Genomic DNA, 21,945 nt, shown 5'->3' with positions numbered 1-21,945 from the left:
CGGGTCGCGGTGGGCGGCCCTTCCGGCGGCGGCCCGGCAGCTGGTCCGGCCGCGTCCGGTCCCGGCCCCGGCGGTCGAGCGGTGGGTGTTGAGCAGGGAGAGGGGCGGTTGGGTGGTGCGGCCCGCCGGTGGGGGGACGCCCGTCCACTTCACCGCCGCCATCCCCCAGGACGACCAGGAGGCCGCCTTCGACTGGGCCGGGGAGGTCGTTCCTCGGGCGGGACGTACGGCGATCAGTTACCGGTGAAGGCGGTCAGGTGGTCGGCGGCCCAGGTGGCGTAGGTGGCGGCGGGGCGGCCCAGGATGCGCGGGACCGTGTCGGTGACGCCCGGCGAGCCGCCGTCCCGGAGCATCGCCCAGCCCGAGGCGGCGAGGTCGGCCAGCACCGGGTCGGCGCCGGCGGCGACCATCTGGTCCCGGGCTGCGGCGGCCGGCACGTCGACGGTCTCCAGGGGGCGGCCGAGCAGCCGTGCCAGGGTCGCGACCTGGTCGGGGACGCTCACCATCGCGGGCCCGGTCAGGTCGTGGGAGCGCCCCTCGTGGCCTGGTGAGGTGAGCGCGGCGACGGCGACCGCCGCCACGTCGCGCGGGTCGACGACGGGGTGCGTGCCGCCGCCGGTGAAGTTCGGGATCGGCGCGCCCGTCCGTACGGCCTCGGCCCAGGCCAGCGAGTTGGACGCGAACCCGGCGGGCCGCAGCAGCGTCCAGGCCAGGCCGCCGGCCGCGACGGCGCGCTCGCCGGGCCGGTGCCAGGCGCCGGGGTCGGCGCCGCCGGTCGCGGCGACGGAGATGGTGGAGAGCTTCACCACCTTCTTGACGCCCGCCGCGCGGGCGGCCTCGACCAGGGCGAGGTCGTGGGCGGGCAGGGCGGGGCCGAACGCGGTGGCGAGGAACGCGGCGGTGACGCCGTCGAAGGCGGCGGCGAGCGAGCGGGGGTCGGCGTAGTCGGCGCGGACGACGCCGGCCCCGGCGGGGGCGCGTGCCGGGTCGCGGACCAGGACGCGGACCGGCTCGCCGCGGCCGGTGAGCAGGCGGGTCACGTGGCCGCCGATGGTGCCCGTGGCACCCGTGATCAGGATCATGGGTTCACCGTGCCGCCGCACCCGCCCGCGACTCTAGGAAGAATCGGCATATGAAGGACGCCGCCTCCGCTCACCTCTCGTTCCACGTCCGCGAGCCCGACACGGCGGCCACGGTGGCCTTCCGCACGGGCGCCGACGGTGCGGGCGAGCTGTACGCGCTGGGCCCCCGCACCCGGGCCTCGTACCTGGAGCCCAAGCTGGTGCCGCACTGCGTGACGGTACGGCTGCGGCCGGGGCGGGCCCGGCCGCTGCTCGGGGTGGCGCTGGACGAGCTCGCCGACCGGGTCGTGCCGCTGCGGGAGCTGTGGGGTGGACGGGCCGACCGGCTGGCGGACGAGCTGGCCGGGCAGGCGGGCGGCGACGGCTGGGAGCGGCGGGCTCGGGAGCGGATCGAGGCGGCGTTCCTGGAGCGGCTGGCCGGGCAGCCGCGCGCCGGCCTGGACCGCGCGCACCTGGTGGACGCGGCGGCGAGGCTGCTGTCTCGGGCCGGTGTGCGGGCGGTGGCGGGCGAGCTGGGGGTGAGCGAGCGGCATCTGCGTGACGTGTTCACGGCGGGCGTCGGGGTGGCTCCCAAGCGGTTCGCCAGGATCGACCGGGTACGTCGGGTGCTGGGCGAGGTGTGCCGCCGGCCGGCCGCGGCGCTGGCCGCCGACGCGGGCTACTACGACCAGTCGCACATGACCGCCGAGTTCCGCGCGGTGATGGGGGTGCCGCCGAGCGCCTACCGGGCGGGCCGGCTGCCCGCGCCGGCTCCGTGCTCAGCCGCGTGAGTCGGCCACCCGGCACGACGCCCCGGAGCACGCGCGCATCCCGTCGAGCCGGGCGCGCAGCCGCGCCACCAGCCTCGGGTCGGCGTCCGCGGCCAGGTTGTGGAGCTGGTACGGGTCCGTCCGCAGGTCGTACAGCTGCTCCTCCCCCGTCGCATATCTGACGTACGTGTGGCGTTCGGTGCGCAACGCCTGGTAGGGCGGCACCGGGGTCTGCGCGGCCGAGGACCGCTTGGCCGGGCGGGCGAACTCGACTAGCACGTTCCTGCGCCGCGTGGCGGGCCGCTCGCCGCGCAGCAGCGGCGCCAGCGAGCGCCCCTCGGCGAACGGCGGCACCTCGGCCCCGCCGAGCTCGGCGAACGTCGGCGCCAGGTCCACGGTCGCGCCCAGCTCGCTGATCGTCGTCCCGGGGCGCACCCCGGGCCCGCGTACGGCCAGCGGCACCCTGATGGCCTCGTCGAACGGCGTGGTCTTGCCCTGCGCGAGCCTGTGCGTGCCCTGGTGGAAGCCGTTGTCGGAGCCGAAGAACAGGTACGTGTTGTCCAGTTTGCCGCTCTCCTCCAGGGCGGCGACCACGGCGCCGACGAGGTCGTCGACGCCGAGCATGGCGCGCATCCGGTTGCGGTGGCGCCGGTCGACGGCGGCGAGCTCGCGTTCGTCCAGCGGCGGCCGGGAGCGCAGCCAGAGGGGTTCGCGGCTCACGTCCTCCTGGTTGAACGACGGCGGCCGGGGCGCCCTGGCCCAGGCGAAGGCGTCGGTGTGGCGCAGCGCCGGGTTGGCCGGCAGGTGCGGCGCGATGGGGTTGAGGAACAGGAAGAACGGCCCCCGGGAGCCGGTGATGAAGTCGCGCGCCTTGTCGGCCAGCACGTCGGCGAGGTAGTCCTGCTCGCCCCAGCCGTACTCGGCCAGGTCGCCGTTGGCGTTGAGCCGGTAGCCGTACTCGTCGTACAGGTTGCGCACCGGGACATGCCATTCGTCCCAGCCCGGCGGCACGTAGTCGTCGGGGGCCGCCTTGTCCGGGTAGTGGTTGAGGTACTTGCCCATGAGCGCGGTGCGATATCCGGCATCGCGCATCCAGGTGCCGACAGTGGAGCGTTCCCGGCCGAGCTCGTGAAAGCGCTCGAATCCGCCCTCGGGTGGCGTGTTCGTCCAGACGCCGTGGCTGTGGACGTACTGGGATCTGAGGATCGAGGCGCGTGACGGGCAGCACCAGGAGTTCGTCACGAAGAACCGGTCGAACGACGCGCCCTGCTGCACGATATGGCGCGAAATATTGGGAAATTGCGCCAGATTTCCCGCTTCGAGGTCGTCCGCCATGACGAACACGATGTTCGGCTGCGACCCGCCGGAAACGACCACCGGCTCGGCTCCAGGCACCAGGAGAAGCAGGACGCACACCACATGCCGCAGACCCTTGAGCACGAAAGCACTCGTCCCCGGATGATCCCGCATTGACACCCGCCCCCGCGCCACCCGTAAATGGAACTTGATTCGGGAGGCGCCTCATGAAGCTCGGCCTGAACCTCGGCTACTGGCAACGCCACGCCGACGACGCGACCGACTCGGTGCTCGCCGCCGAGCGGCTCGGCTACGACTCGGTGTGGACCGCCGAGGCGTACGGCAGCGACGTGTTCACCCCGCTGGCCTGGTACGGCGCGCGCACCACGCGCATCAAACTGGGCACCTCGATCGCCCAGATGTCGGCCCGGCCGCCGGTCACCACCGCCATGACCGCGATGACGCTCGACCACCTCACCGGCGGACGCCTGCTGCTCGGCATCGGCGCCTCCGGCCCCCAGGTCGTCGAGGGCTGGTACGGCCAGCCGTTCGCCAAGCCGCTGGCCAGGACCCGCGAGTACGTCGACATCATGCGCCAGGTGTGGCGCCGCGAGCACCCGGTCACCTCCGGCGGCCCCCACTACCCGCTCCCCCTGCCGGGCGGCCTCGGCAAACCGCTCAAACCCATCACCCACCCGCTGCGCCCCGACATCCCCGTCTACCTGGGCGCCGAAGGCCCCAAGAACGTCGCCCTGGCCGCCGAACTCGGCCAGGGCTGGCTCCCGCTGTTCGCCCTGCCCGGCAAGATCGAGGAGATGTACGGCCCGGCCCTCGCCGGCCGCGACCCGGGCTTCGACATCGCCGCCATGGTCATGGTCGTCATCTCCGACGACGTCCGGTCCGCCCTGGACGGGGTCAAAATGATGCTCACCCTCTACATCGGCGGCATGGGCGCCAAACAGCGCAACTTCCACGCCGACATCATCGGCCGCATGGGCTACGCCGAGGCCGCCGAGCGCATCCAGGCGCTCTACCTCGCCGGGCGCAAGGACGAGGCGTTCCGCGCCATTCCCGACGAACTCGCCGACGGCATCTCCCTGGTCGGGCCGCCGGGCCGCATCAAGGAACGCCTGGAACCCTGGCACAAGTCCCCCGTCACGACCCTGCTGGTCATGGGCCCCCGCGACGAGCCCTCCCTCCGCCTCACCCGCGACCTCGTCCTGAGCTGACCCCGCCACGCCGAGCCCTCCCCACACGGAGGCCCGCCCACCCACCGCAGGCCGGCCCCGGGAGGCGCCGTCCCACGACAGGCACGGACCCGGAAGGCGCCGTTCTACGGCAGGCGCCCACCCGTAAAGCGCCGGCCCGGGAGGGACGTCAGCCGAGGGCGGCCAGGAGTTCCTGTTCGCGGGCGGCGCTGAGACCGGCTCGGCGCTCGCGGTCGAGGCCCTGCTCACGCTCCCAGCGCAGGGTGTCGGCCAGCAGCTCGGCGCGCGGCCGGTGGCTGAGCCCGGCGGCGCGCGCGGCCGCCCCCGTGCGGGCCGACCAGCCCTCCCAGCCCGGCTCCGGCAGCCACATCGGCAGCGACTCGGGCCCCATATACTGGCCCACGCCGTTGGCCACCAGCCAGTCGGAGCTCGCGGTGACGACCGGACCGGTGTGGCCGCCGACCGTACGGGCCAGCTCGATCCACTCTCCGAACGGCACCGTCGGCCCCACGGCGTCGAACGTGCCCGTACCGCCCTTCTCGGCCGAGTCCAGCAGCCACGCGCTCAGGTCACGCACGTCCACGGCCTGCGTCGGGCTGTCCGGTTCGTCCGGGACCAGCATCGGGCCGAGCGGGTCGCGGGCCGCCCGCGCCACCCAGTAGCCGGAACGCCCGCTGTGGTCGCCCGGCCCGCCGATGAGCCCCGCGCGGGCGACCAGCAGCCGGTCCCCGGCCGCCGCCGCCGACGCCTGCTCGCAGGCGACCTTCGCCTCGCCGTAGAGCTCACGGTCCACCTCGTCCCGGTCGGTGGGCGCGAGCAGCTCCGCCGACTCGTCCGCGCCCGGGGTGGCGTGGGAGGCGTACGCGTTGACGGAGGAGACGTACGTCCAGTGCCGCGCCCGCCCCGCCAGCGCGTCCAGCGCCCCGCGCACGAAGCCCGGCTGCCACGACACCTCGACCACCGCGTCCCAGTCACGCCCGGCCAGCCGCTCGTACGCCGCGGGGTCACGCCGGTCGGCGGCCACCAGCGTCGCCCCGTCGGCCACCTGCCCGCTCTCGCCGCGCGCCAGGCACGTCACCCGGTGCCCGCGTTCGATCGCCTGCCGCGACAGCTCCCGCCCCACCCAGGCGGTCCCGCCCAATACCAAGATCTCCATTCCGCCATCCAAACACCCCACCCACCCCAAACCCACCCAGATTCGCCCACAGCGCACCCACCCACCGCCCCGGCCCGGCGAAGGGGACGCTCTCGACGGCACCCCCTCCCCGGATGAGCCTGGGCGGGACCGACGGGGCGGGTGGTTGGCGGGCGCTTGTGGAGCAGCCCCTTACAGAGCCGGCGGCGACCTCGTGGCGCCGAGTGGCCCACACCGCGAGCGGCCGGCCCGCTACCCCCGGGGCCGGCCGGGTGGGGCACCCGGGGGCGCGCTACTCTCCGGCGGCCGAAGACCGGGGATGGCGGAGGAGCCGCCCGCTCGCTCGCTGGCCGGAGCGGGGTGGAGCCGCCCGCCCGTTCGGCAGTCGGGAGCGGGTGGAGCCGCCGATCTGCTCGGCGGCCGGGGGCGGCGGTCCTTCCCAAGGGGCAACCCCGGTCCGACGTCCCGGGAAGGTCAGTCGGGGCGGGGGGTGGGGTCGGTGGTGACGGCGCGGAGGAGGGGGCGGCTGAGGGCGCCGGCGGCGAGGACGCCGGCGAAGCCGAGCCCGACGCACACCAGCAGCATGATCAGCCCGTTGGCGTTCGGGGCGCCGAACATGAACGGCGTGGCGCAGAAGGCGCCGACCAGGATGGAGCCGCCGCCCATGACGGTGAGCGGGATGAGCGTCTCGGCCCGCCGGGCCCGGTCGAGCACGGTGAGGGGGGTGCCCGCGAGCCTGAGCAGCCCGTACGTCTGCCGCCGGTCCAGGATGGAGGAGGCGGCGGTGATGCCGGCGCTGGCGATGGCGACGAGGAAGGACACCGACAGCACGACGACGGTGCCGACGCCGATGTCGGCGAGGAGCTGGGTGCCGGTGTGGTCGTCGTCGGCGCCGGTGGTGGCGGTGCGGCCGGGGACGAGGCCGGCGAGCGCGGTGCGGCCGCGGTCGAGGGTGGCGGGGTCGTCGCGGTCGGCCACGGTGACGGCGACGACGTCGTCGGACTGTTTGACGGTGGCGGTGACGCCGGCTTCGCGGAGCCGGTCGCGGGCGTGTTCGGCGACGGTGGCGGACGAGCCTTCGGGGACGAGGACGCGGAGCTGCCCGGGGGCTGCGTCGCTGGTGAGCGCGCCGGGGCTGAGCAGGGCGAGGAACCCGGCGACGAACCCGGTGAGCGCGACGCCGCTGACGGTGCGCCAGGCCGAGCGGGGGTCGTCGACGAGCCGCCGTCCGGCCAGCAGCCGGGCGGGCCCGCGGGCGCCGCGGGCGGTGATGCGGCCGATGAGGGCGACGACCCACGGCCCGACCAGGTTGACGGACAGGAACGCGAGCCCGATCGCCGCCACGATGATCGCGATGCCGGTGTCGCGCCCCATCAGCGGGAACGCGGCGAGCGCGGCGAGCAGGACGAGGACGCGCAGGAAGCGCATGGCGGGCGGCGTCTCGCGTTTGGCGACGCCGAGCGGGCTGACCACGACGCGGCGCAGCCCGGCGACGGCGGACAGGCCGACCAGCAGGGGCACGGCGACGACGGTGGCGGCGAGCACGGGCGGGTCGGGCCACAGGTCGGCGGCGAACCAGGGGCCGCCGCTCATGCGGATGCCGGTCAGCAGCGGCAGGGCGAGGGCGTAGGCGACGGTGCCGGTGAGCACGCCGGCGAACGCGACGATGACGGCTTCGGCGACGGTCATGCCGACGACCTGGCCGGGGGTCGCGCCGACGAGCCGGAGGGCGGCGAGCCGCTGGTCGCGTCTGGCGACGGTCAGCCGGGCGGCGGCCCCGCCGAAGACGAGCAGCGGCACCACCATGAGCACGCTGCCGATGAGCGCGAGGATGCGGTAGCCCTGGGAGTCCATGGAGGGCTCCCCGGCGAGGTCGGCGACGCGTACGGGGGCGTCGTCGGCGCCGCGTGGCGCGGTCATGACGGGCGCGTCTGGGCGCTGGCCGACGACGGCGACCAGCTCTTCGGGGTGGACGAGGGCTTCCTCGCCGAGCACGCCGGTCATGGCGGGGAAGCGCCCGGCGAGCTGCGCGGTGGGCAGTTGCTTGGCGAGGGCGGCGAGCGCGGGTGAGAAGTACGCCTCGCCGGGCGCGGGGAAGCGCGGCATGCCGGGCGGGATGGGCGGGGAGCTGCCGAGGGCGGCGAGGTCGACGATGACGATCTGCCGGTCGCGTACGTAGTCGAGCCGGGTGCCTTCGACGGCGACGGCCCGCTGCCCTTGGGCGGCGGGGACCGGGTTGCGCCAGGCGCCGCGCTCGCCCCTGTCCTCGAAGGCGAAGTTGGCGGTGACGGCGAACAGCAGCAGCGTCGTGGAGACCGCCACGGCGCCGAGGGTGAGCCAGGTGCCGAGCAGGCCGCGGCGGCCGCCGCCTTTGAGCAGCCGCCAGGTGAGTTCGAGGTTCACGCCGGGACCCCGCCCGCGAGGAGCTTGCCGTCGCGGACCTCGACGGTGCGGTCGCACCAGGCGGCCACGTTGGGGTCGTGGGTGACGACGATCAGGGAGGCGCCGTTGGCGCGGGTCGCCTCGACGAGCAGGCGCATCGTGTCGTGGCCGGTGCTCTGGTCGAGCGCGCCGGTGGGCTCGTCGGCGAACACGACGGCGGGCTTGGTGACGAGGGCGCGGGCGATCGCCACGCGCTGGGCCTGGCCGCCGGACAGCTCGCCGGGCCGCCGCGTCTCCATGCCCTGGAGGCCGAGGGGGCCGAACCATTCGCGTGCCTGGCGGACGGCCTGGGCCCTGGCGACGCCGCCGAGCATGAGCGGGAGCGCGACGTTCTCCTCGGCGGGCAGCTCCGGCAGGAGCTGGCCGAACTGGAACACGAACCCGAACCGGGTGCGGCGCAGGGCGCTGCGCTCGCGCTCGCCCATGGCGTCGATGCGCTGCCCGAGCAGGTGCACCTCGCCGTCGTCCGGCTTCATGATCCCGGCCAGGCAGTGGAGCAGAGTGGACTTGCCGGAGCCGCTCGGCCCCATGATCGCCACCGCTTCGGCGGCCCGTACGGTGATGTCCACGCCACCGAGGGCCACCGTCTGCCCGAACCTCTTGGTCAGGGCCAATCCCGCAAGCACGTCGTTCATGCGGGCAAGCCTCCCGCCAGGGCGGGGTGCGGCGGATCGGCCTTGTGACCGGTTGCGCCTCGGCCGAACGGCTGATCCTAGAGTTGGGCCGTGACTATTCGGGTACTCATCGCCGACGACCAGCAGCTCGTGCGCACCGGCTTCCAGATGATCCTGGACGCCCAACCGGACATGGAGGTCGTCGCCGCGGTGGCCGACGGCGCCGACGCGGTCGCGGAGGCCAGGCGGCTCAGGCCGGACGTGTGCCTGCTCGACATTCGGATGCCGAGGCTCGACGGGCTGGAGGCGACCCGGGCGCTGGCGGGTCCGGGGGTGGAGAGCCCGCTGCGGGTGGTCATCGTCACCACGTTCGACCTGGACGAGTACGTGTACGGGGCGCTGCGGGCGGGGGCGACCGGGTTCCTGCTGAAGGACAGCGGGCCGACGCTGCTGGTGGAGGCGGTCAGGGCGGCGGCGAGCGGGGAGTCGCTGGTGTCGCCGTCGGTGACCGTGCGGCTGCTGCGGCATCTGGCGCAGCCGCAGCGCCGGGCCGCGCCGCTGCCCGAGCCGCTGACCGACCGGGAGCTCGACGTGGTGCGGCTGATCGCGCGGGGGCGGACCAACCAGGAGGTGGCCGCCGAGCTGTTCGTGTCGCTGTCGACGGTCAAGACGCACCTGGGCAGCATCTTCGCCAAACTCGGCGCTCGGAACCGGGTGGAAATCGCGGCTTGGGCGTGGGAATCGGGGGTCGTGAGCTGATTAACCGAGGTGCCCGCGGGATAGAAGTGAAGGCAGAACCTCAGCGCATGGCCCGGGGGGAGAACATCGTGCGCTTTGCCCAGGCACCGCCCGTCAAAGCGGCCAATGCCGTCTACCTCACGCTTGCCGCGCAGGTCGTCTCCTTGAGCGCTCTGGTCGTCTTCGAGCAGGTGCGCGGGCGCAGCCTCGCCGCCCAGCTCGCCGCGTACGGTGGCCGCCCGCAGGGGGCCGACGCCGAGGCCGTGGTCGGGGCGGTGACGGCGTTCGCGGTGCTGATGATGCTGGCCACGGGCGCGACCGTGGCGGCCGGGGCCGCCTACGTCACCTGGCTGGTGCGCGCCCGGCAGGTCAACGACCCGGCGGCGACGACCGGGCCGGTGGCCGCCGCGTGGCTGATCCCCGGCGTCAACCTGCTGGCCCCGGCGATGCTGGTGCACGAGGTGTGGCAGGGCGCCCGCCCGCCCGAGGGCGAGCGGTGGCGCTGGCTGGCGCTCGTGTCGGGCTGGTGGCTGAGCTGGCTGACGGCGCTGGCCCTGATCACGATCGTGCTGCCGCTGGACGCCGCCGAGGGCGACCTGACCGGCCTCGGCGTCCCGCAGCTCGCCTGCGCCGCGCTGGCCGCCCTGCTGTGCGCGGCCACCGTACGGCGGATCACCCGGGTTCAGCAGTCGGCCTGCGCGGAGCGTGAGGCTCCCGAGCCGGTGGCGGCGCTGGCGCCGTTCACGCCGCCGGGGCTCGGCAGCGCCACCTAGGACCCTTCGGCGATCTTCTGCAGCTTGTCGAGGGTCGCGCGCGGGTCGCCGGTGGGGGCGAGGGCGTTGCCCAGGTCGGCCGCCATGGTGCCGCGCAGCTCGGCCCAGACCGGCTGCGAGGTCGGGTCGAAGCGGGCCTTGGCCACCATGTCGACGTAGGGGCTGACCTTGGGGTCCTTCCGCATGGCCTCGGTGGCGGAGGCGGTGGTCGGCAGCAGGCCCTCGACCTTCAGATATTTGGTGTAGTTGTCGACCTGGTAGAAGTAGTCGAGGAACTCGCGGACGAGCTGCTGGTTGCCGTCCTTCTTGAAGGCCATCAGATAGTCCTGGATGCCGTGCGTGGCGGGCTCGGCGCCGTGGTTGGTGGGGTGCGTGGTGGCGCCGTAGTCGATCTTTGCCTGGTCGACCTGCTCCAGGAAGGCGCGGGTGCCGAAGGAGGCGTAGACCATGCCGACCTTGCCCTGGGCGAACAGCGGCCAGGTGCCGTCGGGCCGGTTGGTCTGGCCGGGGTTCGGCTGGGTGTAGCCCTCCTGCGCGAGCGACTTGAGGAACTGCAGCGCCTCGACGCTGCGCTCGCCGTTGACGGTCCACTTGCCGTCGGTGCGCCAGTCGCCGCCGTTGGCGCGCACCCAGGTGCCGAGCTCGTAGTCGCCGGCCTCGGCGCCGAGCGCCAGCGCGTAGGGCACGTAGCCGCCGGGCAGCGCCTTGATCGCCTTCGCGGCGGCGCGGAACTCGTCCCAGGTGGCCGGGGGCTTGTCGTAGCCGGCCTCCTTGAGGATCTTCTTGTTGTAGTACATGCCGTTGACGGTGGCGACGAACGGCAGGCCGTACTGGGCGCCGTCGTAGGAGGCGTTCTCGGCGAAGGACGGCAGGAAGTCCGACAGCACCTCCTTGGAGACGACCTCGTCGGCGCGGTAGAGCAGCCCGGCCTCGGCGTAGTCGGCGAAGACGTTGATGTTGAGCACGTCGGGGAACTGCTTGGTCTGCACCATGGTGTTGACCTGGCTCTGCAGGTTGCCCCAGTCGATGACCTGGAGGTCGACGTTCTTGCCGGGGTGCGCGGTCTCGAAGGACTTGATCAGCTCGTCCCAGTAGGGCCGGGTGCCCTCGGTGTACTGCGCGACGACCAGTTTGATCGACTGCTGGTCGCCGCCGCCACCGCCCGAGCCGCCGCCGCACGCCGCCGCCGTGAGGACGAGGCCGGCCAGCGCGGCCAGGGCGCCAAGTCGTGATCTTCTTCTGGTCATGTCACGCCAGTCCTTCTCTAGTCACTTGGTGCTGCCTGCGGTCAGGCCGCTCACCAGATGCTTCTCGATGAGCGCGAAGAGGATCACCGCGGGCACGATCGCCATGAGGGCCGCGGCGAACAGGTACTGATAGTTGGTCTCGTACAGGCCGATGAACTGCTGGACGCCGACGGTGAGCGGCACGCGGCCGGTGGCCGGGTCGTTGAAGAGGGTCAGCGCGATGACGAACTCGTTCCACACCTGGATGAACGTGAAGATCATCACGGTGACGAGGCCGGGGGCGGCCAACGGGAGGATCATCCGCACCATGATCCGGAACCGGCCGAGGCCGTCCATCATCGCCGCCTCGTCGATCTCCACGGGGATCGAGCTGAAGTGCGCGTGCAGGATCCACACGGCGAAGGCCAGGTTGAAGGCGGAGTTGATGGCGATGATCACGCCGTAGCTGTTGATCCCGTCGACGAACAGCGCCTGCTGGTAGAGGCCGATGAGCAGCGCGACCGCGGGGAACATCTGCGTCACGAGGATCACGCCGAGGAACGCCGTACGCCCCCGGAACCTGGAGCGGGCCAGCACGTACGCGGCGGGCGCGGCGACCACGAGCACGAGCGCGGTGGAGACGAGCGCGACGGTCAGGCTGACGCGGAAGTAGTCGGCCAGCGGGATCTTGTTCCACACGTCGGCGTAGTTGGACCAGGCCCAGGTCCCGGGCAGGTAGTCGGCGGGGACGGCGAACAGCTCGGCGTCGGTCTTGAGCGAGCCCGACAGCATCGCGGCGTAGGGCGCGAGGAAGAACAGCGCCACGGCGAACCCCGCGACCGGCAGGACGACGGGCCGCACGCGCCGCCAGGCCCGGCCCGCCTTGACCAGCGCGGGCCTGCTCCGCCTGATCCGCACGGGACGCGCCACGGCGACGGCCGCCCCAGTGGACGCAGCTGTGGACGCAGCTGTGGACGGAGCTGCGACCTTCGTGGAGCGCTCCTCGGTCGTCGCGGGGTTGCGGTGGGGCCGCAGCACCAGCACGAAGAGCAGGATGAGCAGCAGCAGGAAGACGACGTTGAGCACGCCGAGCGCCGCCGCCTCGCCGGAGTCGAGCTGGGCGGTGAACGCGATCTTGTACAGCCAGGTGACGGTGGTGTCGGCGTGGTTGCCCGACGTCTTGCCCATGATCACCCAGATCACGGTTAACGCGTTGAAGACGTGCAGCATGTTGAGGATCAGCGCGATCATCAGCGACGGCCGCAGGATCGGCAGCGTCACCCGGCGCCAGGTCGCCCACGCCCCGGCCCCGTCGATCTTCGCGGCCTCCAGCACGTCGTGCGGCACCGTCTGCAGTCCCGACAGCAGCACGTACGTGGTGAACGGCATCGAGGTGATGATGCCGACCGCCATGACGGAGTAGAGGGCGGTGGCGGGGTCCTTGTACCAGTCGACCGGGGCGGAGATGATCGACAGGTCCATGAGCAGCCGGTTGAGCAGCCCGTTGCCGCCCTCGTAGATGAAGCGCCACACGGTCGCGGTCATCACCAGCGAGGTCGCCCAGGGCACCAGCAGCGCGAGCCGGACGAACCTGCGGCCGAAGAACTCCTTGGACAGGAACTGCGCCAGCCCGAGCGAGAGCAGCACGGTCAGGCCGACGACGATGACCAGCCACAGCAGCGTGTTGCCGACGACGGTGCCGAGCGCGTCCTCGGCCAGGAGCCTGGCGTAGTTGTCGAACCCGGCGAAGCCCCTGACCAGCCCGATCCGGCTGATGTCCAGGAAGGACATGTAGACCATGTAGAGGGCCGGGAAGAGCACGACGCACGCGATGAGGACCGTGCTCGGGGTGAGCCAGCGCCAGGGGACGGTGCGATGCCACAGGTCGGCCGTTCGCTGCATCAGGCCGGCGCCCTCGGTGCGGCTCCTCATCTCAACAGGACCTTTCGTCGACAGTGGGCGCAATGGTGTTCCACCATTTTGAGCAATGTCAAGCGATTGGCCGCAAATTCAAGCATCTTCAAGCAACGCCGCGCATGTACCGCTCACTGCCGCGAATCGGGTGCCAGGCATCGAACATGCCTGGTCAGCCCGCTCGTCAGGTCGTCAGGCCGAACGTCTGCCGGTGCAGCCGCTCCAGGGCGATGACCACGGCGCCGCGCAGCACCGGGTCGCCCTCCACGGTGCCGGCGGCGACCTGGGTGGGCAGCGGGGTGGCCTCCCGGAGCCGCTCCTCGACCCGGGCGGCCAGCTCGGGCCCGCCCGCCCGGCCGATCTCGCCGGCCAGCACCACGAAGCCGGGGTCGAGGACGGCGCAGACGCCCTGGGCGGCGACCGTGACCCGCTCGGCCAGCTCGTCCAGGAACCGCGGGGTGGCCTGCCGCACGGCCTCGACCGCGTCGCCGGCGGGCAGCCCGTGCCGCGCGGCCAGCGCGCGGACGGCGGGCCCGTCGACGAGCTGGTTCAGCCTGCCGCCGCCGACGCCGGTCGGGGCGTAGGCGAGCTCGCCCGCCCCGCCGGACCTGCCCCGGTGCAGGCGGCCGTCCAGGATCACCGCCCCGCCCAGCCCCTCGCCGAGCGACAGCAGCGCGAACGTGTCGTGCCCGCGGGCCGCGCCCAGCCGGTGCTCGGCCAGGCCGACCAGGTTGACCTCGTTCTCCACCAGGACGGGCACGCCGAGCCGGGCGCGCAGGCCGGGCAGCAGATTGGAGTGCCAGGTGGGCAGCGCCTGGATGTAGGCGACGTCGCCGCTGACCGGGTCCACCACGCCGAGCGTGCCGATGACGACGCCGTCGAGGCCGCCGATCCGGGCGTCGGCCAGCGCCTCCGTGATGGCGTCGTAGACGAGCCTGTCGGGCTCGGCGGCCGGGTCCTGGGGCAGCTCGGCGGTGCCGAGCTGGTGTCCGGTGACGTCGTTGACCGAGACGAGGATGCGGTCGGGGCGCACCTCCACGCCCGCCACGTGCGCCCGGTCGGCGACCACGCCGTAGAGCAGCGCGTTGGGGCCGCGCCTGCGGGTCTGCGCCTGACCGGCCTGGGAGATCAGGCCCGACTCCACCATGCGGTCGACCAGCTCGGCGACCGTCGCCCTGGACAGGCCCGTGCGCTGCTGCAGCTCCGCCCGGGACAGCGGGCCGTGGGACAGCAGCACCTCGTACGCCATCCGGTCGTTGATCAGTCGCGCGGTGTGCGGGGAGGCGGTGTGCATGGCGACTGTGTATCACACGGCCTCTTTCTTTCTGGATCCCATCCTGTTAATTTGCGGGGTATGCCCCTGTCGCTGTTCTTCTTCCTGGACGGCGTCGTCTTCGCCACCTGGGTGGTGCGCATCCCCTCCATCAAGGACCACCTGGGCGTCACCACCGGCGGCCTCGGCGTCGCGCTCATGTGCATGTCCATCGGCACCGGCCTGGCCATGACCGTGAGCGGGCGGCTGTGCGCGCGCTTCGGCACCCGGCCGGTCGTCCTGGCCGCGATCACCATGCTCAGCCTGGCCGTGCCGCTGATCGCGCTCCCCGGCACGATCGTGGCGCTGTGCGTGACGCTCGCGGGCACCGGGCTCTGCTACGGGGTGCTCAACATCGGGCTGAACAGCGCGGCCGTCGAGGCCGAGCAGGCCACCGAACGGCCGATCATGTCGATGCTGCACGGGCTGTGGAGCGCGGGCGGCCTCGCGGGGGCGCTGCTCGGCGGCCTGCTGGCCACCCTGCTCACCACCCTGCAGCACTTCCTGCTGGTGTCGGCCCTCGTCCTCGCCTGCACCGCCGTGCTCGCCCGGCCGCTGCTGCGGGGGCGGCTGCCCGCCGTGCGGCCCGCGCGGCCCGCACGGGGCGGGCGCGGCGGGTTCGGCCTGGCCCTGGCCCTGTGCGGGGCGCTGGCCGGGTGCGCGGCCTTCGGCGAGGGCGCCGTGGCCGACTGGAGCGTGCTCCACCTGCGCGACGACCTGCACGCGGAGGCGAGCCTGGCGGCCTTCGGCTTCTCGGCCTACTCCGTGGCGATCGCGTTCGCCCGGCTGACGGGCAGCCACCTGGTGCGCCGGCACGGCCCGACGGCCGTGCTCATCACCGGCGCGCTGCTGGCGCTGGGCGGCATCCTCGCCGCCTCCTGGACGGGCTCGGTCGCGGTGGCGTTCGCCGGGTTCGTCGCGGTCGGGCTCGGGCTGGCGAACGTGTTCCCGCTGGCCATCGCGCAGGCCGGGGCGCTCGGCGGGCCCTCAGGCGTGAGCCTGGCCTCCACCATCGGGCACACGGGGATGCTCGGCGGGCCGCCGCTGATCGGCTTCCTCGCCGAGCAGATCGGGCTGGCGGGCGCGCTCAGCGCCGTCGCCGTCACCTCGGCCGCCATCGTGCCCCTCGCTCTCTATTTCCGCACCGGAAGCTCACGAAAGGCACTCACATGACCGATCCCTACCGGACATTGCTGCCCGCTCCCCGTCGTGCGGCCGGCTCCGGGGGCACGTTCGCCCTCGGCGCCGTGCACGGCGAGCCCGCCCTGGTCGAGGCGGTCCAGTCTCTGCTCGGGCCGCTGCCCGTGGCCGCCGGGCCCGAGGGCGCGCTGTCCGTGCGCCTGGAGGCGGGCCGGCCCGAGTCCTACCGGCTGCGCGTCTCGGCCGGCGGCGCCGAGATCGTGGCCGCGGACCTCGCCGGGGTACGGCACGCCGTACAGACGCTCAGGCAGTTGCGCGGCCCTGACGCGTACCGGGTCGCCGGGCGGGCGGGCGGCGTGGTGCCGTGCGGCGAGGTCGAGGACGAGCCCGCGCTGGGCTGGCGCGGCGGCATGCTGGACGTCGCCCGGCATTTCATGACCAAGCACACGTTGCTGCGCTATGTCGACCTGCTGGCCATGCACCGGATGAACCGCCTCCATCTGCACCTGACCGACGACCAGGGCTGGCGCATCGAGAGCATGAAATATCCGGAGATCAACAGGCTGGCCACGCACCGCCCCGAGACCATGTCCGGCCACCACCACGGGCCGACGACCTTCGACGGCACCCCGCACGGCGGCTACTACACCCTCGACGACCTGGCCGAGGTGTCCGCCTACGCCGCCCAGCGCGGGATCGTCGTCGTCCCCGAGATCGACCTGCCCGGCCACGCCTCCGCGCTGCTGACCGCCTTCCCCGAGCTGGGCACCGGCACCCGCGAGGTGCTGCGCGGCTGGGGCATCTCGGCCGGGGTCCTCAAGCCGGTCCCCGCCGCGGTCAAGCTGGTGTGCGAGCTCCTCGACGAGCTGCTCACCGCCATCGACACCCCGTACGTGCACCTGGGCGGCGACGAGTGCGTCACCTCCGACTGGCCGGGCGACCCTGAGGTGGCCGCGCACATGGCGGCGATCGGCGCCAGGACGCCGGGCGACCTGCACGGCTGGTTCCTGCGCGAGGTCGGCGCGTACCTGGCCGGGCGCGGCAAGCGCATGGTGGTGTGGGACGAGGCGTTCCAGACGGGCGGCGTGCTGCCCGACACGATCGTGATGTGCTGGCGCGGCGACGCCATCTCCCGGGAGGCCGCCGCCGCCGGGCACGACGTGGTCCGCGCGTCCACGTACCCGACCTACCTCGACTACGACCAGTCCGACCGGCCCGACGAGCCGCTGGCCATCGGCGGGCCGATCACGCTGGAGGACGCGGCGGCGTTCGCGCCGCTGCCCGCGTCGTGGACGGACGAGGAGCGGGCCAGGGTGCTCGGCGGGCAGTTCCAGGCGTGGAGCGAGTACATCCCGCACGAGCGGCACCTGGACTACATGGTGTTCCCCCGGGCCTGCGCCATCGCCGAGGCGGTCTGGTCGGGCGCGCCGGTCGGCTACGCGTCGCTGGTCGAGCGGCTGAGCGGGGGGCATCTGGCCCGGCTGGACGCGGCGGGCTGCGAGTACCGGCCGCTGGAGGGGCCGCGGCCCTGGCAGATGGGCGGCACCGGGGCGCGCGCCCACTCCTCGGAGGTGCGCACCACCCGGGAGCACTGGCAGGAGTGGGCCGCCCGGCTGCCCGACTCCGGCGTGGTCGCGGAGCCCACCGCCCACAGCGCCTGAGCACCACCTGAGCACCTTTCGCGCTTGAACGCGACGCCGCCCACCCCGGAGGAGACCGGGGTGGGCGGCGGGGGCGCGGTTATCGGAGCCAGGGAGTGCGGCGCACGACCGGCAGCCCGCCCAGGCCGAACGTGGTCCCGGCGTCGGCCAGCGCCAGCCCGGCCAGCACGACGGCGTAGATCAGGTGGTCGTCCAGGAAGGGGTTGGTGGCCAGCGGCAGCGCCGCCGCCCACATCAGCACGAGCAGCAGGCCGCCGGTGACCGCGGCGACCCGCAGCCCGACGCCCAGCACGAGCGCGCCGCCGAGCCCGAGCAGACCGGCCATGAACAGCCAGTCGACCCACGCCTGACCGGCGAGGCCGGCGAAGAAGCCGCCGAGCGCGTTCTCCCCGGCCCCCTTCAGGAACCCGGTCGTCGGGCTCCCGCCCGCGATCCACGCCTTGTCCGCCGGGGTGGCGAGCCCCCAGCCGAACGTCTTGTCCAGGAAGGCCCAGAGGAAGATCCAGCCGAGCGCGATCCGGGCGGCCGCCCAGACGTAGTCGGCCGGGCGGCGGGCGCCGGCGGTGACGGTGTGACGCCTGACGGGCTGCTGCACATGGACGGCCATGACGGGCACCTCTCTGCGTGGATCGCTGTCGTCACGTCCCATCCCATCGGCTCCGGCCCGCGCCCGGCAGTGCCGCAAGGCCCGCCGTCGAAGGACTTCGGTCCCTGTTCACGCCGCCGTGGGCCCGGAGCTGCCCGGGCTGGCGTGCCAGAGGCGGCGCGGCGGCTCGGTGATCGCCGGGCCGAGGTCGGAGTAGGGCGACAGCCTGAACCCGTTGGCGTACTCGATCGCCCGCCCGCCGACGCCGCCCCGCTCCTCCGGGGTCTCGGCGATGACCGCCCGGACCGCGTCGAGCCCGCGCGAGCGCCAGACGGCGTCGAGGTCCACCAGGTTCCAGCAGTCGACCGCGCGCATGGAGACGGCCCGGGCGCCGGTGCGCCTGACCACCCCCCGCACGACCATGAGCCACGACCCGAACACCGTCGAGGCGCACCTGCCCTGCACCGACTCGAAGAAGGTCAGGTCGACCGGCCCCGTCGAGTCGTCCAGCGTGACGAAGACGATGCGCTGGCCGGAGCGGATGGCGGGCGTCTGGGTGGCGACCTTGACCCCCGCCACCAGCACCTCGGCGCCGTTGCGCAGCGTGAGCAGGTCCTTGGCGCGCACCACGCCGAGGCCGTCGAGCAGCTCGTCGTGAAAGCTGATGACGTGGCGGCTGACGTCCATGCCGAGGATCTCCAGCTCGGCCTCGACCATCTCCGTCTCGGTCATCTCGGGCAGTTCGCCGGGCGGGATGTGCTCGGCGAACCCGAGCGGGAGCTGCACGGCGGCCAGGTGGCGTTCGGGGGCGGCCTGGCGGGGCGTGTAGCGCTTGGTGGCGCGCGGCCCGGACCGCACGCCGTGGGCCGAGGTCCGCTCCAGCACGCCGACCTGGGCGATCAGGTCGCGCCTGGTGAGCTCGCCGGGCTTCCAGCGGGGGCCGCCGGGGCGCAGGCCGTGCAGCGCGTCCAGGCCGCCGACCTGGACGATCCGCTCCAGCGTCGGCCTGGACGGGCGCGCCCGGTCCCAGAAGTCGGCGAGCGAGGTGTACGGCTGGCCCTCGACCATGCGCGCCACCTCGGCCTCGCTCACCCCCTTGACCGCCGAGAACGGCACGCGCAGCGCGTAGCCCTTGCCGATCTCCTCGATCCTGAAGTCGCGCCGCCGCCGGGGCGGCTCGTCGCTCCCGGCCAGGTCGGCGGGGTCGACGCGGAGCTGGAGCCGTTCGACCCGCCAGTCCTTGGCCGACTTGTTCACGTCCAGCGGCAGGATCCGCACCCCGCACTGGCGGGCCTCGTCGATGAGGACGCGCGGCGGGTACATGCCGGGGTCATGCGTCAGCACCCCGGCGAAGAACGCGGCGGCGTGGTGCCGTTTGAGCCAGGCCGACTGGTAGGTGGGCAGCGCGAACGCCGCCGCGTGCGCCTTGCAGAACCCGAACCCGCCGAACGCGTCGAGCACCTTCCAGGCGCGTTCCACGGCGCCGTCGTCGAACCCGTTCGCCTTGGCCAGCGGCACGAAGTGGCGGCGCACCCGGTCGCGGCCCTCGGGCGTGCCGAGCGTGCGCCGCAGCGCCTCGGCGTAGGACAGGTCCCTGCCCGTCATCACCTGGATGATCTTCAGCACCTGCTCGTGGAAGACCACCACGCCGTGCGTCTCCTTCAGCGCCTCGCGCAGCTTCTCGTGCGGATAGTACGGTCTGCGCCATCCGTGCCTGGCCTCCAGGTACGGGGTGACCATGTCGGAGTTGACCGGTCCCGGCCTGAACAGGGAGATGTCCACGATCAGGTCGTGCATCCTGCGCGGCTCCAGCTTGGCGACCAGCTCGCGCTGTCCCGGCGACTCGATCTGGAAGCAGCCGAGGGTCCGGCCCGCGCAGATCATGTCGTACGTCTCCTGGTCGTCGTGGGGGACGTACTGGACGCCGGGCTCGTCGCCGCTCTGCGTGTCGAGCTCGACGACGACGTCGTCCACCCGCTTGATCTCGCCGAGCGCGTACGCGAGCGCCGACTGCATCCGCACGCCGAGCACGTCGAGCTTGAGCAGCCCGGCCTCCTCCACGTCGTCCTTGTCGAACTGCGACATGGGGAACTCCAGCAGGCTGCGCTCCACGGGGGTGCGGTCGCGCAGGCCGGAGTTGCCGACGAGCACCCCGCACGGGTGCAGCGCGATGTGCCGGGGCAGCCCGTCGAGCTTCTCGGCCAGCCGGAACACCCGGTCCAGGCCGGCCTCGCCGAGGCGGCTGTCGCGCAGCTCCGGCAGGTCGCGCAGGGAGGCGGTGATCTGCATGGCCCTGATGTGCGGGAACGCCTTGGCGATGGCGTCGATCTCGTGCGGCGGCAGCCCCATGGCCCCGGCCACGTCGCGGATCGCGCTGCGCGCCCGGTAGGTCTCCATCATGGACACGCAGGCCACCCGCGACTCGCCGTAGCGGTCGAAGATCGCCTTGTAGCAGTCGAGGCGGCGGGCGGACTCGACGTCCACGTCGATGTCGGGCAGCCCGACGCGGCCCTCCGACAGGAAGCGCTCCATGAGCAGGCCGTGGTCGAGCGGGTTCACCTCACCGATGCCGATGAGGTAGTTGACCAGGCTGCCGGCGCCGGAGCCGCGGATGGCGCAGCGCACGCCCATCCCGCGGATCATGTCGGTGATGCCGGCGACCGCGATGAAGTATCCGGACAGGCGCTTCTTCTCGATGATGTGCAGCTCGGCCGCCAGCCGCTCCCGCGCCTCCCTCGACCTGTCCAGCCCGCGCTCGGCCAGCCCGTCCTCCACCCGGTGGCGCAGCAGCGGCACCGGGTCGCGGCCGATCTCCGGCAGGTGCAGGTCCGGCGGGCTCTTGCGGAGCGCGAGCAGCTCGGCCGCCTCCATCGCGCACGCCTCGGCGACCTGCCGGGTGGCGCGCAGCAGCCGGGTGACGCGCTCCTGGTCGCCGCCGCAGATCTTGGCGGCCACCTGCAGCATCTCCTTGCTGCTCTTGAGATAGGCGTGCGAGGTGGTGCGTTCCAGGTGGCGCGGGTGCAGCGGGACGAGCTGGCGGGCCGCGTCGAGCACGTCGCCCACCTGGTGGTCGGCCGGGTCCAGGTAGCGCGCCGCGTTGCTCAGCACCGCGGGCACCCCGGCCGACTCGGCCAGCGCGAGCATCCGCAGCGCCGTCGTGGCGTCGCCGAACCCGTACTGGTCGACCACCTCGACCACCACGCCGGGCAGCGCGTCGCGCCAGAGCGCGAGCAGCGCGCGGGCGCGGTCGTCGCGCCGCTCTGCCACCGCCCGGCCCACGTCGGAGCGCGGCCCGAGCAGCACCACCAGCCCGCCGTCGGCGCCGTCGTGCTCGCCGATCAGCTCCCGGCTCACCCGGGGGTCGCCGCGCTCGCCCGTGTAGTGGGCGGCCGTGACCAGCCGCGCCAGCCGCGACCAGCCGTGCGAGCGCGCCAGCACGGTCACCCGGTCCTGCGCCCCCGGGCCGGTCCGCGGCCGCCGCTCCCCCGTCGGGGCGAGCGCCAGGTTCGCCCCGAAGACCGGGGAGATCCCGGCGTCCGCGCACGCCTGCGCGTGCTTGACCGCCCCGTACAGCCCGTCTCGGTCGGTCAGCGCGAGGATGTCCATCCCGTGCTCGGCGGCCCGCGCCACCAGCGCCTTCGGGAACGCGGTGCCGTAGCGCATCGAGTACGCGGAGCTCACGTTGAGGTGCGGGAACGGCGCCATCAGTCCCACGCCCGCAGCAGCAGCCAGCCGTTGCTGGCGGTGTCGAACCTCAGCTCGTACGAGCCGACCTCGCGGCCGGGGCTGGCCTCGACCCGCCAGAACCGGCGCTCGCCGGGGTCGCCCTCGCCGGTCTTCCACCACTCGCGCGCCACGACCCAGTGGTCGAGCACGCGCCTGACGAGATAGAGACGATCGCGCCAGACGAACTGGGTCGGCTCCCCGTCCCTGGTCCACACCTCTATCGGATCGCCATAGAGTCTGCTCAAGACGCTTCTCCCCGCGGCTCTCGTTCTTCCTGCTGAGCCACCCGGGGGAAGGCGGGCGCTTACGAATCGAACATATGTTCTCACGCCCCCTCAACGCA

General features: G+C 73.4%; 18 protein-coding genes. 7 read left to right on the top strand and 11 right to left on the bottom strand.

The genetic code is table 11. The annotated features are described in order from the left end of the window. The first annotated feature begins 88 nt into the window (after positions 1–88). Positions 89–247: a hypothetical protein gene (locus tag AB0J53_RS29805; protein WP_364178618.1), complete on the top strand. Its 159-nt coding sequence runs from the start codon at positions 89–91 to the stop codon at positions 245–247. Here the strand turns inward: AB0J53_RS29805 and AB0J53_RS29800 are convergent. Then, positions 234–1,082 (bottom strand): NAD(P)H-binding protein, encoded by an 849-nt coding sequence (locus AB0J53_RS29800; RefSeq protein WP_364178615.1) that lies wholly within the window; start codon positions 1,080–1,082, stop codon positions 234–236. The two genes, AB0J53_RS29805 and AB0J53_RS29800, sit on opposite strands and share 14 nt — an antisense overlap. A gap of 50 nt (positions 1,083–1,132) precedes the next feature. On the opposite strand from AB0J53_RS29800, the gene AB0J53_RS29795 reads away from it, so the two are divergent. Continuing rightward, entirely contained in the window at positions 1,133–1,852 is a 720-nt protein-coding gene (locus tag AB0J53_RS29795; RefSeq protein ID WP_364178612.1) for a helix-turn-helix domain-containing protein, read from the top strand. On the opposite strand, the gene AB0J53_RS29790 is transcribed toward AB0J53_RS29795, so the two are convergent. Then, on the bottom strand, positions 1,841–3,271 hold the full coding sequence (locus AB0J53_RS29790; RefSeq protein WP_364178609.1) for a sulfatase: 1,431 nt from the start codon (positions 3,269–3,271) through the stop codon (positions 1,841–1,843). The genes AB0J53_RS29795 and AB0J53_RS29790 overlap by 12 nt on opposite strands. An 83-nt stretch (positions 3,272–3,354) precedes the next feature. Here AB0J53_RS29790 and AB0J53_RS29785 point away from each other — a divergent pair, with 83 nt between their 5' ends. Next, positions 3,355–4,356, top strand: a complete 1,002-nt coding sequence (locus AB0J53_RS29785) for an LLM class F420-dependent oxidoreductase (protein WP_219503852.1) — start codon at positions 3,355–3,357, stop codon at positions 4,354–4,356. A gap of 148 nt (positions 4,357–4,504) precedes the next feature. Here AB0J53_RS29785 and AB0J53_RS29780 read toward each other — a convergent pair whose 3' ends face one another. The 3 genes from AB0J53_RS29780 to AB0J53_RS29770 all read right to left on the bottom strand — a co-directional run bounded on the left by AB0J53_RS29780 (position 4,505) and on the right by AB0J53_RS29770 (position 8,547). Continuing rightward, the gene (locus AB0J53_RS29780; protein ID WP_364178605.1) at positions 4,505–5,491 is read right to left on the bottom strand and encodes an NAD-dependent epimerase/dehydratase family protein; all 987 of its coding nucleotides are present in this window, start codon (positions 5,489–5,491) and stop codon (positions 4,505–4,507) included. A gap of 453 nt (positions 5,492–5,944) precedes the next feature. Beyond that, positions 5,945–7,873, bottom strand: a complete 1,929-nt coding sequence (locus AB0J53_RS29775; RefSeq protein ID WP_364178602.1) for an FtsX-like permease family protein — start codon at positions 7,871–7,873, stop codon at positions 5,945–5,947. After that, positions 7,870–8,547, bottom strand: a complete 678-nt coding sequence (locus AB0J53_RS29770; RefSeq protein WP_357590101.1) for an ABC transporter ATP-binding protein — start codon at positions 8,545–8,547, stop codon at positions 7,870–7,872. Before AB0J53_RS29770 ends, AB0J53_RS29775 begins: the two co-directional genes overlap by 4 nt. 90 nt (positions 8,548–8,637) lie before the next feature. Between AB0J53_RS29770 and AB0J53_RS29765 the strand changes: the two genes are divergently transcribed. Together AB0J53_RS29765 and AB0J53_RS29760 are read left to right on the top strand one after the other, a co-directional pair. Next, on the top strand, positions 8,638–9,285 hold the full coding sequence (locus AB0J53_RS29765; protein ID WP_219503836.1) for a response regulator transcription factor: 648 nt from the start codon (positions 8,638–8,640) through the stop codon (positions 9,283–9,285). A gap of 68 nt (positions 9,286–9,353) precedes the next feature. Then, positions 9,354–10,037, top strand: a complete 684-nt coding sequence (locus AB0J53_RS29760; protein ID WP_357590099.1) for a DUF4328 domain-containing protein — start codon at positions 9,354–9,356, stop codon at positions 10,035–10,037. Here the strand turns inward: AB0J53_RS29760 and AB0J53_RS29755 are convergent. The 3 genes from AB0J53_RS29755 to AB0J53_RS29745 form a co-directional block, all read right to left on the bottom strand. Beyond that, a complete protein-coding gene (locus tag AB0J53_RS29755) occupies positions 10,034–11,284 on the bottom strand; it encodes an extracellular solute-binding protein (protein WP_364178597.1) in 1,251 nt (416 codons plus the stop codon). The genes AB0J53_RS29760 and AB0J53_RS29755 overlap by 4 nt on opposite strands. Before the next feature lie 21 nt (positions 11,285–11,305). Continuing rightward, positions 11,306–13,195: an ABC transporter permease subunit gene (locus AB0J53_RS29750; RefSeq protein ID WP_364178594.1), complete on the bottom strand. Its 1,890-nt coding sequence runs from the start codon at positions 13,193–13,195 to the stop codon at positions 11,306–11,308. A 166-nt stretch (positions 13,196–13,361) separates the two neighbouring features. Beyond that, complete coding sequence (locus tag AB0J53_RS29745; RefSeq protein ID WP_364178591.1) at positions 13,362–14,471, bottom strand: ROK family transcriptional regulator; 1,110 nt, start codon at positions 14,469–14,471, stop codon at positions 13,362–13,364. A 60-nt stretch (positions 14,472–14,531) separates the two neighbouring features. Between AB0J53_RS29745 and AB0J53_RS29740 the strand changes: the two genes are divergently transcribed. Both AB0J53_RS29740 and AB0J53_RS29735 read left to right on the top strand, forming a co-directional pair. Further along, entirely contained in the window at positions 14,532–15,662 is a 1,131-nt protein-coding gene (locus AB0J53_RS29740; protein WP_364178588.1) for an MFS transporter, read from the top strand. Then, positions 15,659–17,290, top strand: a complete 1,632-nt coding sequence (locus tag AB0J53_RS29735; RefSeq protein ID WP_364178585.1) for a beta-N-acetylhexosaminidase — start codon at positions 15,659–15,661, stop codon at positions 17,288–17,290. The genes AB0J53_RS29740 and AB0J53_RS29735 overlap by 4 nt, the downstream gene beginning before the upstream one ends. A gap of 79 nt (positions 17,291–17,369) precedes the next feature. Here the strand turns inward: AB0J53_RS29735 and AB0J53_RS29730 are convergent, their stop codons facing one another. From AB0J53_RS29730 to AB0J53_RS29720, 3 genes are all read right to left on the bottom strand, one after another. Continuing rightward, complete coding sequence (locus tag AB0J53_RS29730; protein ID WP_364178582.1) at positions 17,370–17,897, bottom strand: hypothetical protein; 528 nt, start codon at positions 17,895–17,897, stop codon at positions 17,370–17,372. Between the two features lie 108 nt (positions 17,898–18,005). Continuing rightward, positions 18,006–21,581, bottom strand: a complete 3,576-nt coding sequence (gene dnaE, locus AB0J53_RS29725) for a DNA polymerase III subunit alpha (RefSeq protein WP_364178579.1) — start codon at positions 21,579–21,581, stop codon at positions 18,006–18,008. Beyond that, positions 21,581–21,847: a DUF6504 family protein gene (locus tag AB0J53_RS29720; protein ID WP_219503810.1), complete on the bottom strand. Its 267-nt coding sequence runs from the start codon at positions 21,845–21,847 to the stop codon at positions 21,581–21,583. Before AB0J53_RS29720 ends, dnaE begins: the two co-directional genes overlap by 1 nt. Between the last annotated feature and the right edge of the window lie 98 nt (positions 21,848–21,945).

Origin of the sequence: Nonomuraea sp. NPDC049725 (assembly GCF_040674795.1) — a bacterium.
Lineage (GTDB): Bacteria > Actinomycetota > Actinomycetes > Streptosporangiales > Streptosporangiaceae > Nonomuraea > Nonomuraea ceibae.
This window is presented reverse-complemented; position numbering and strand designations above follow the sequence as displayed.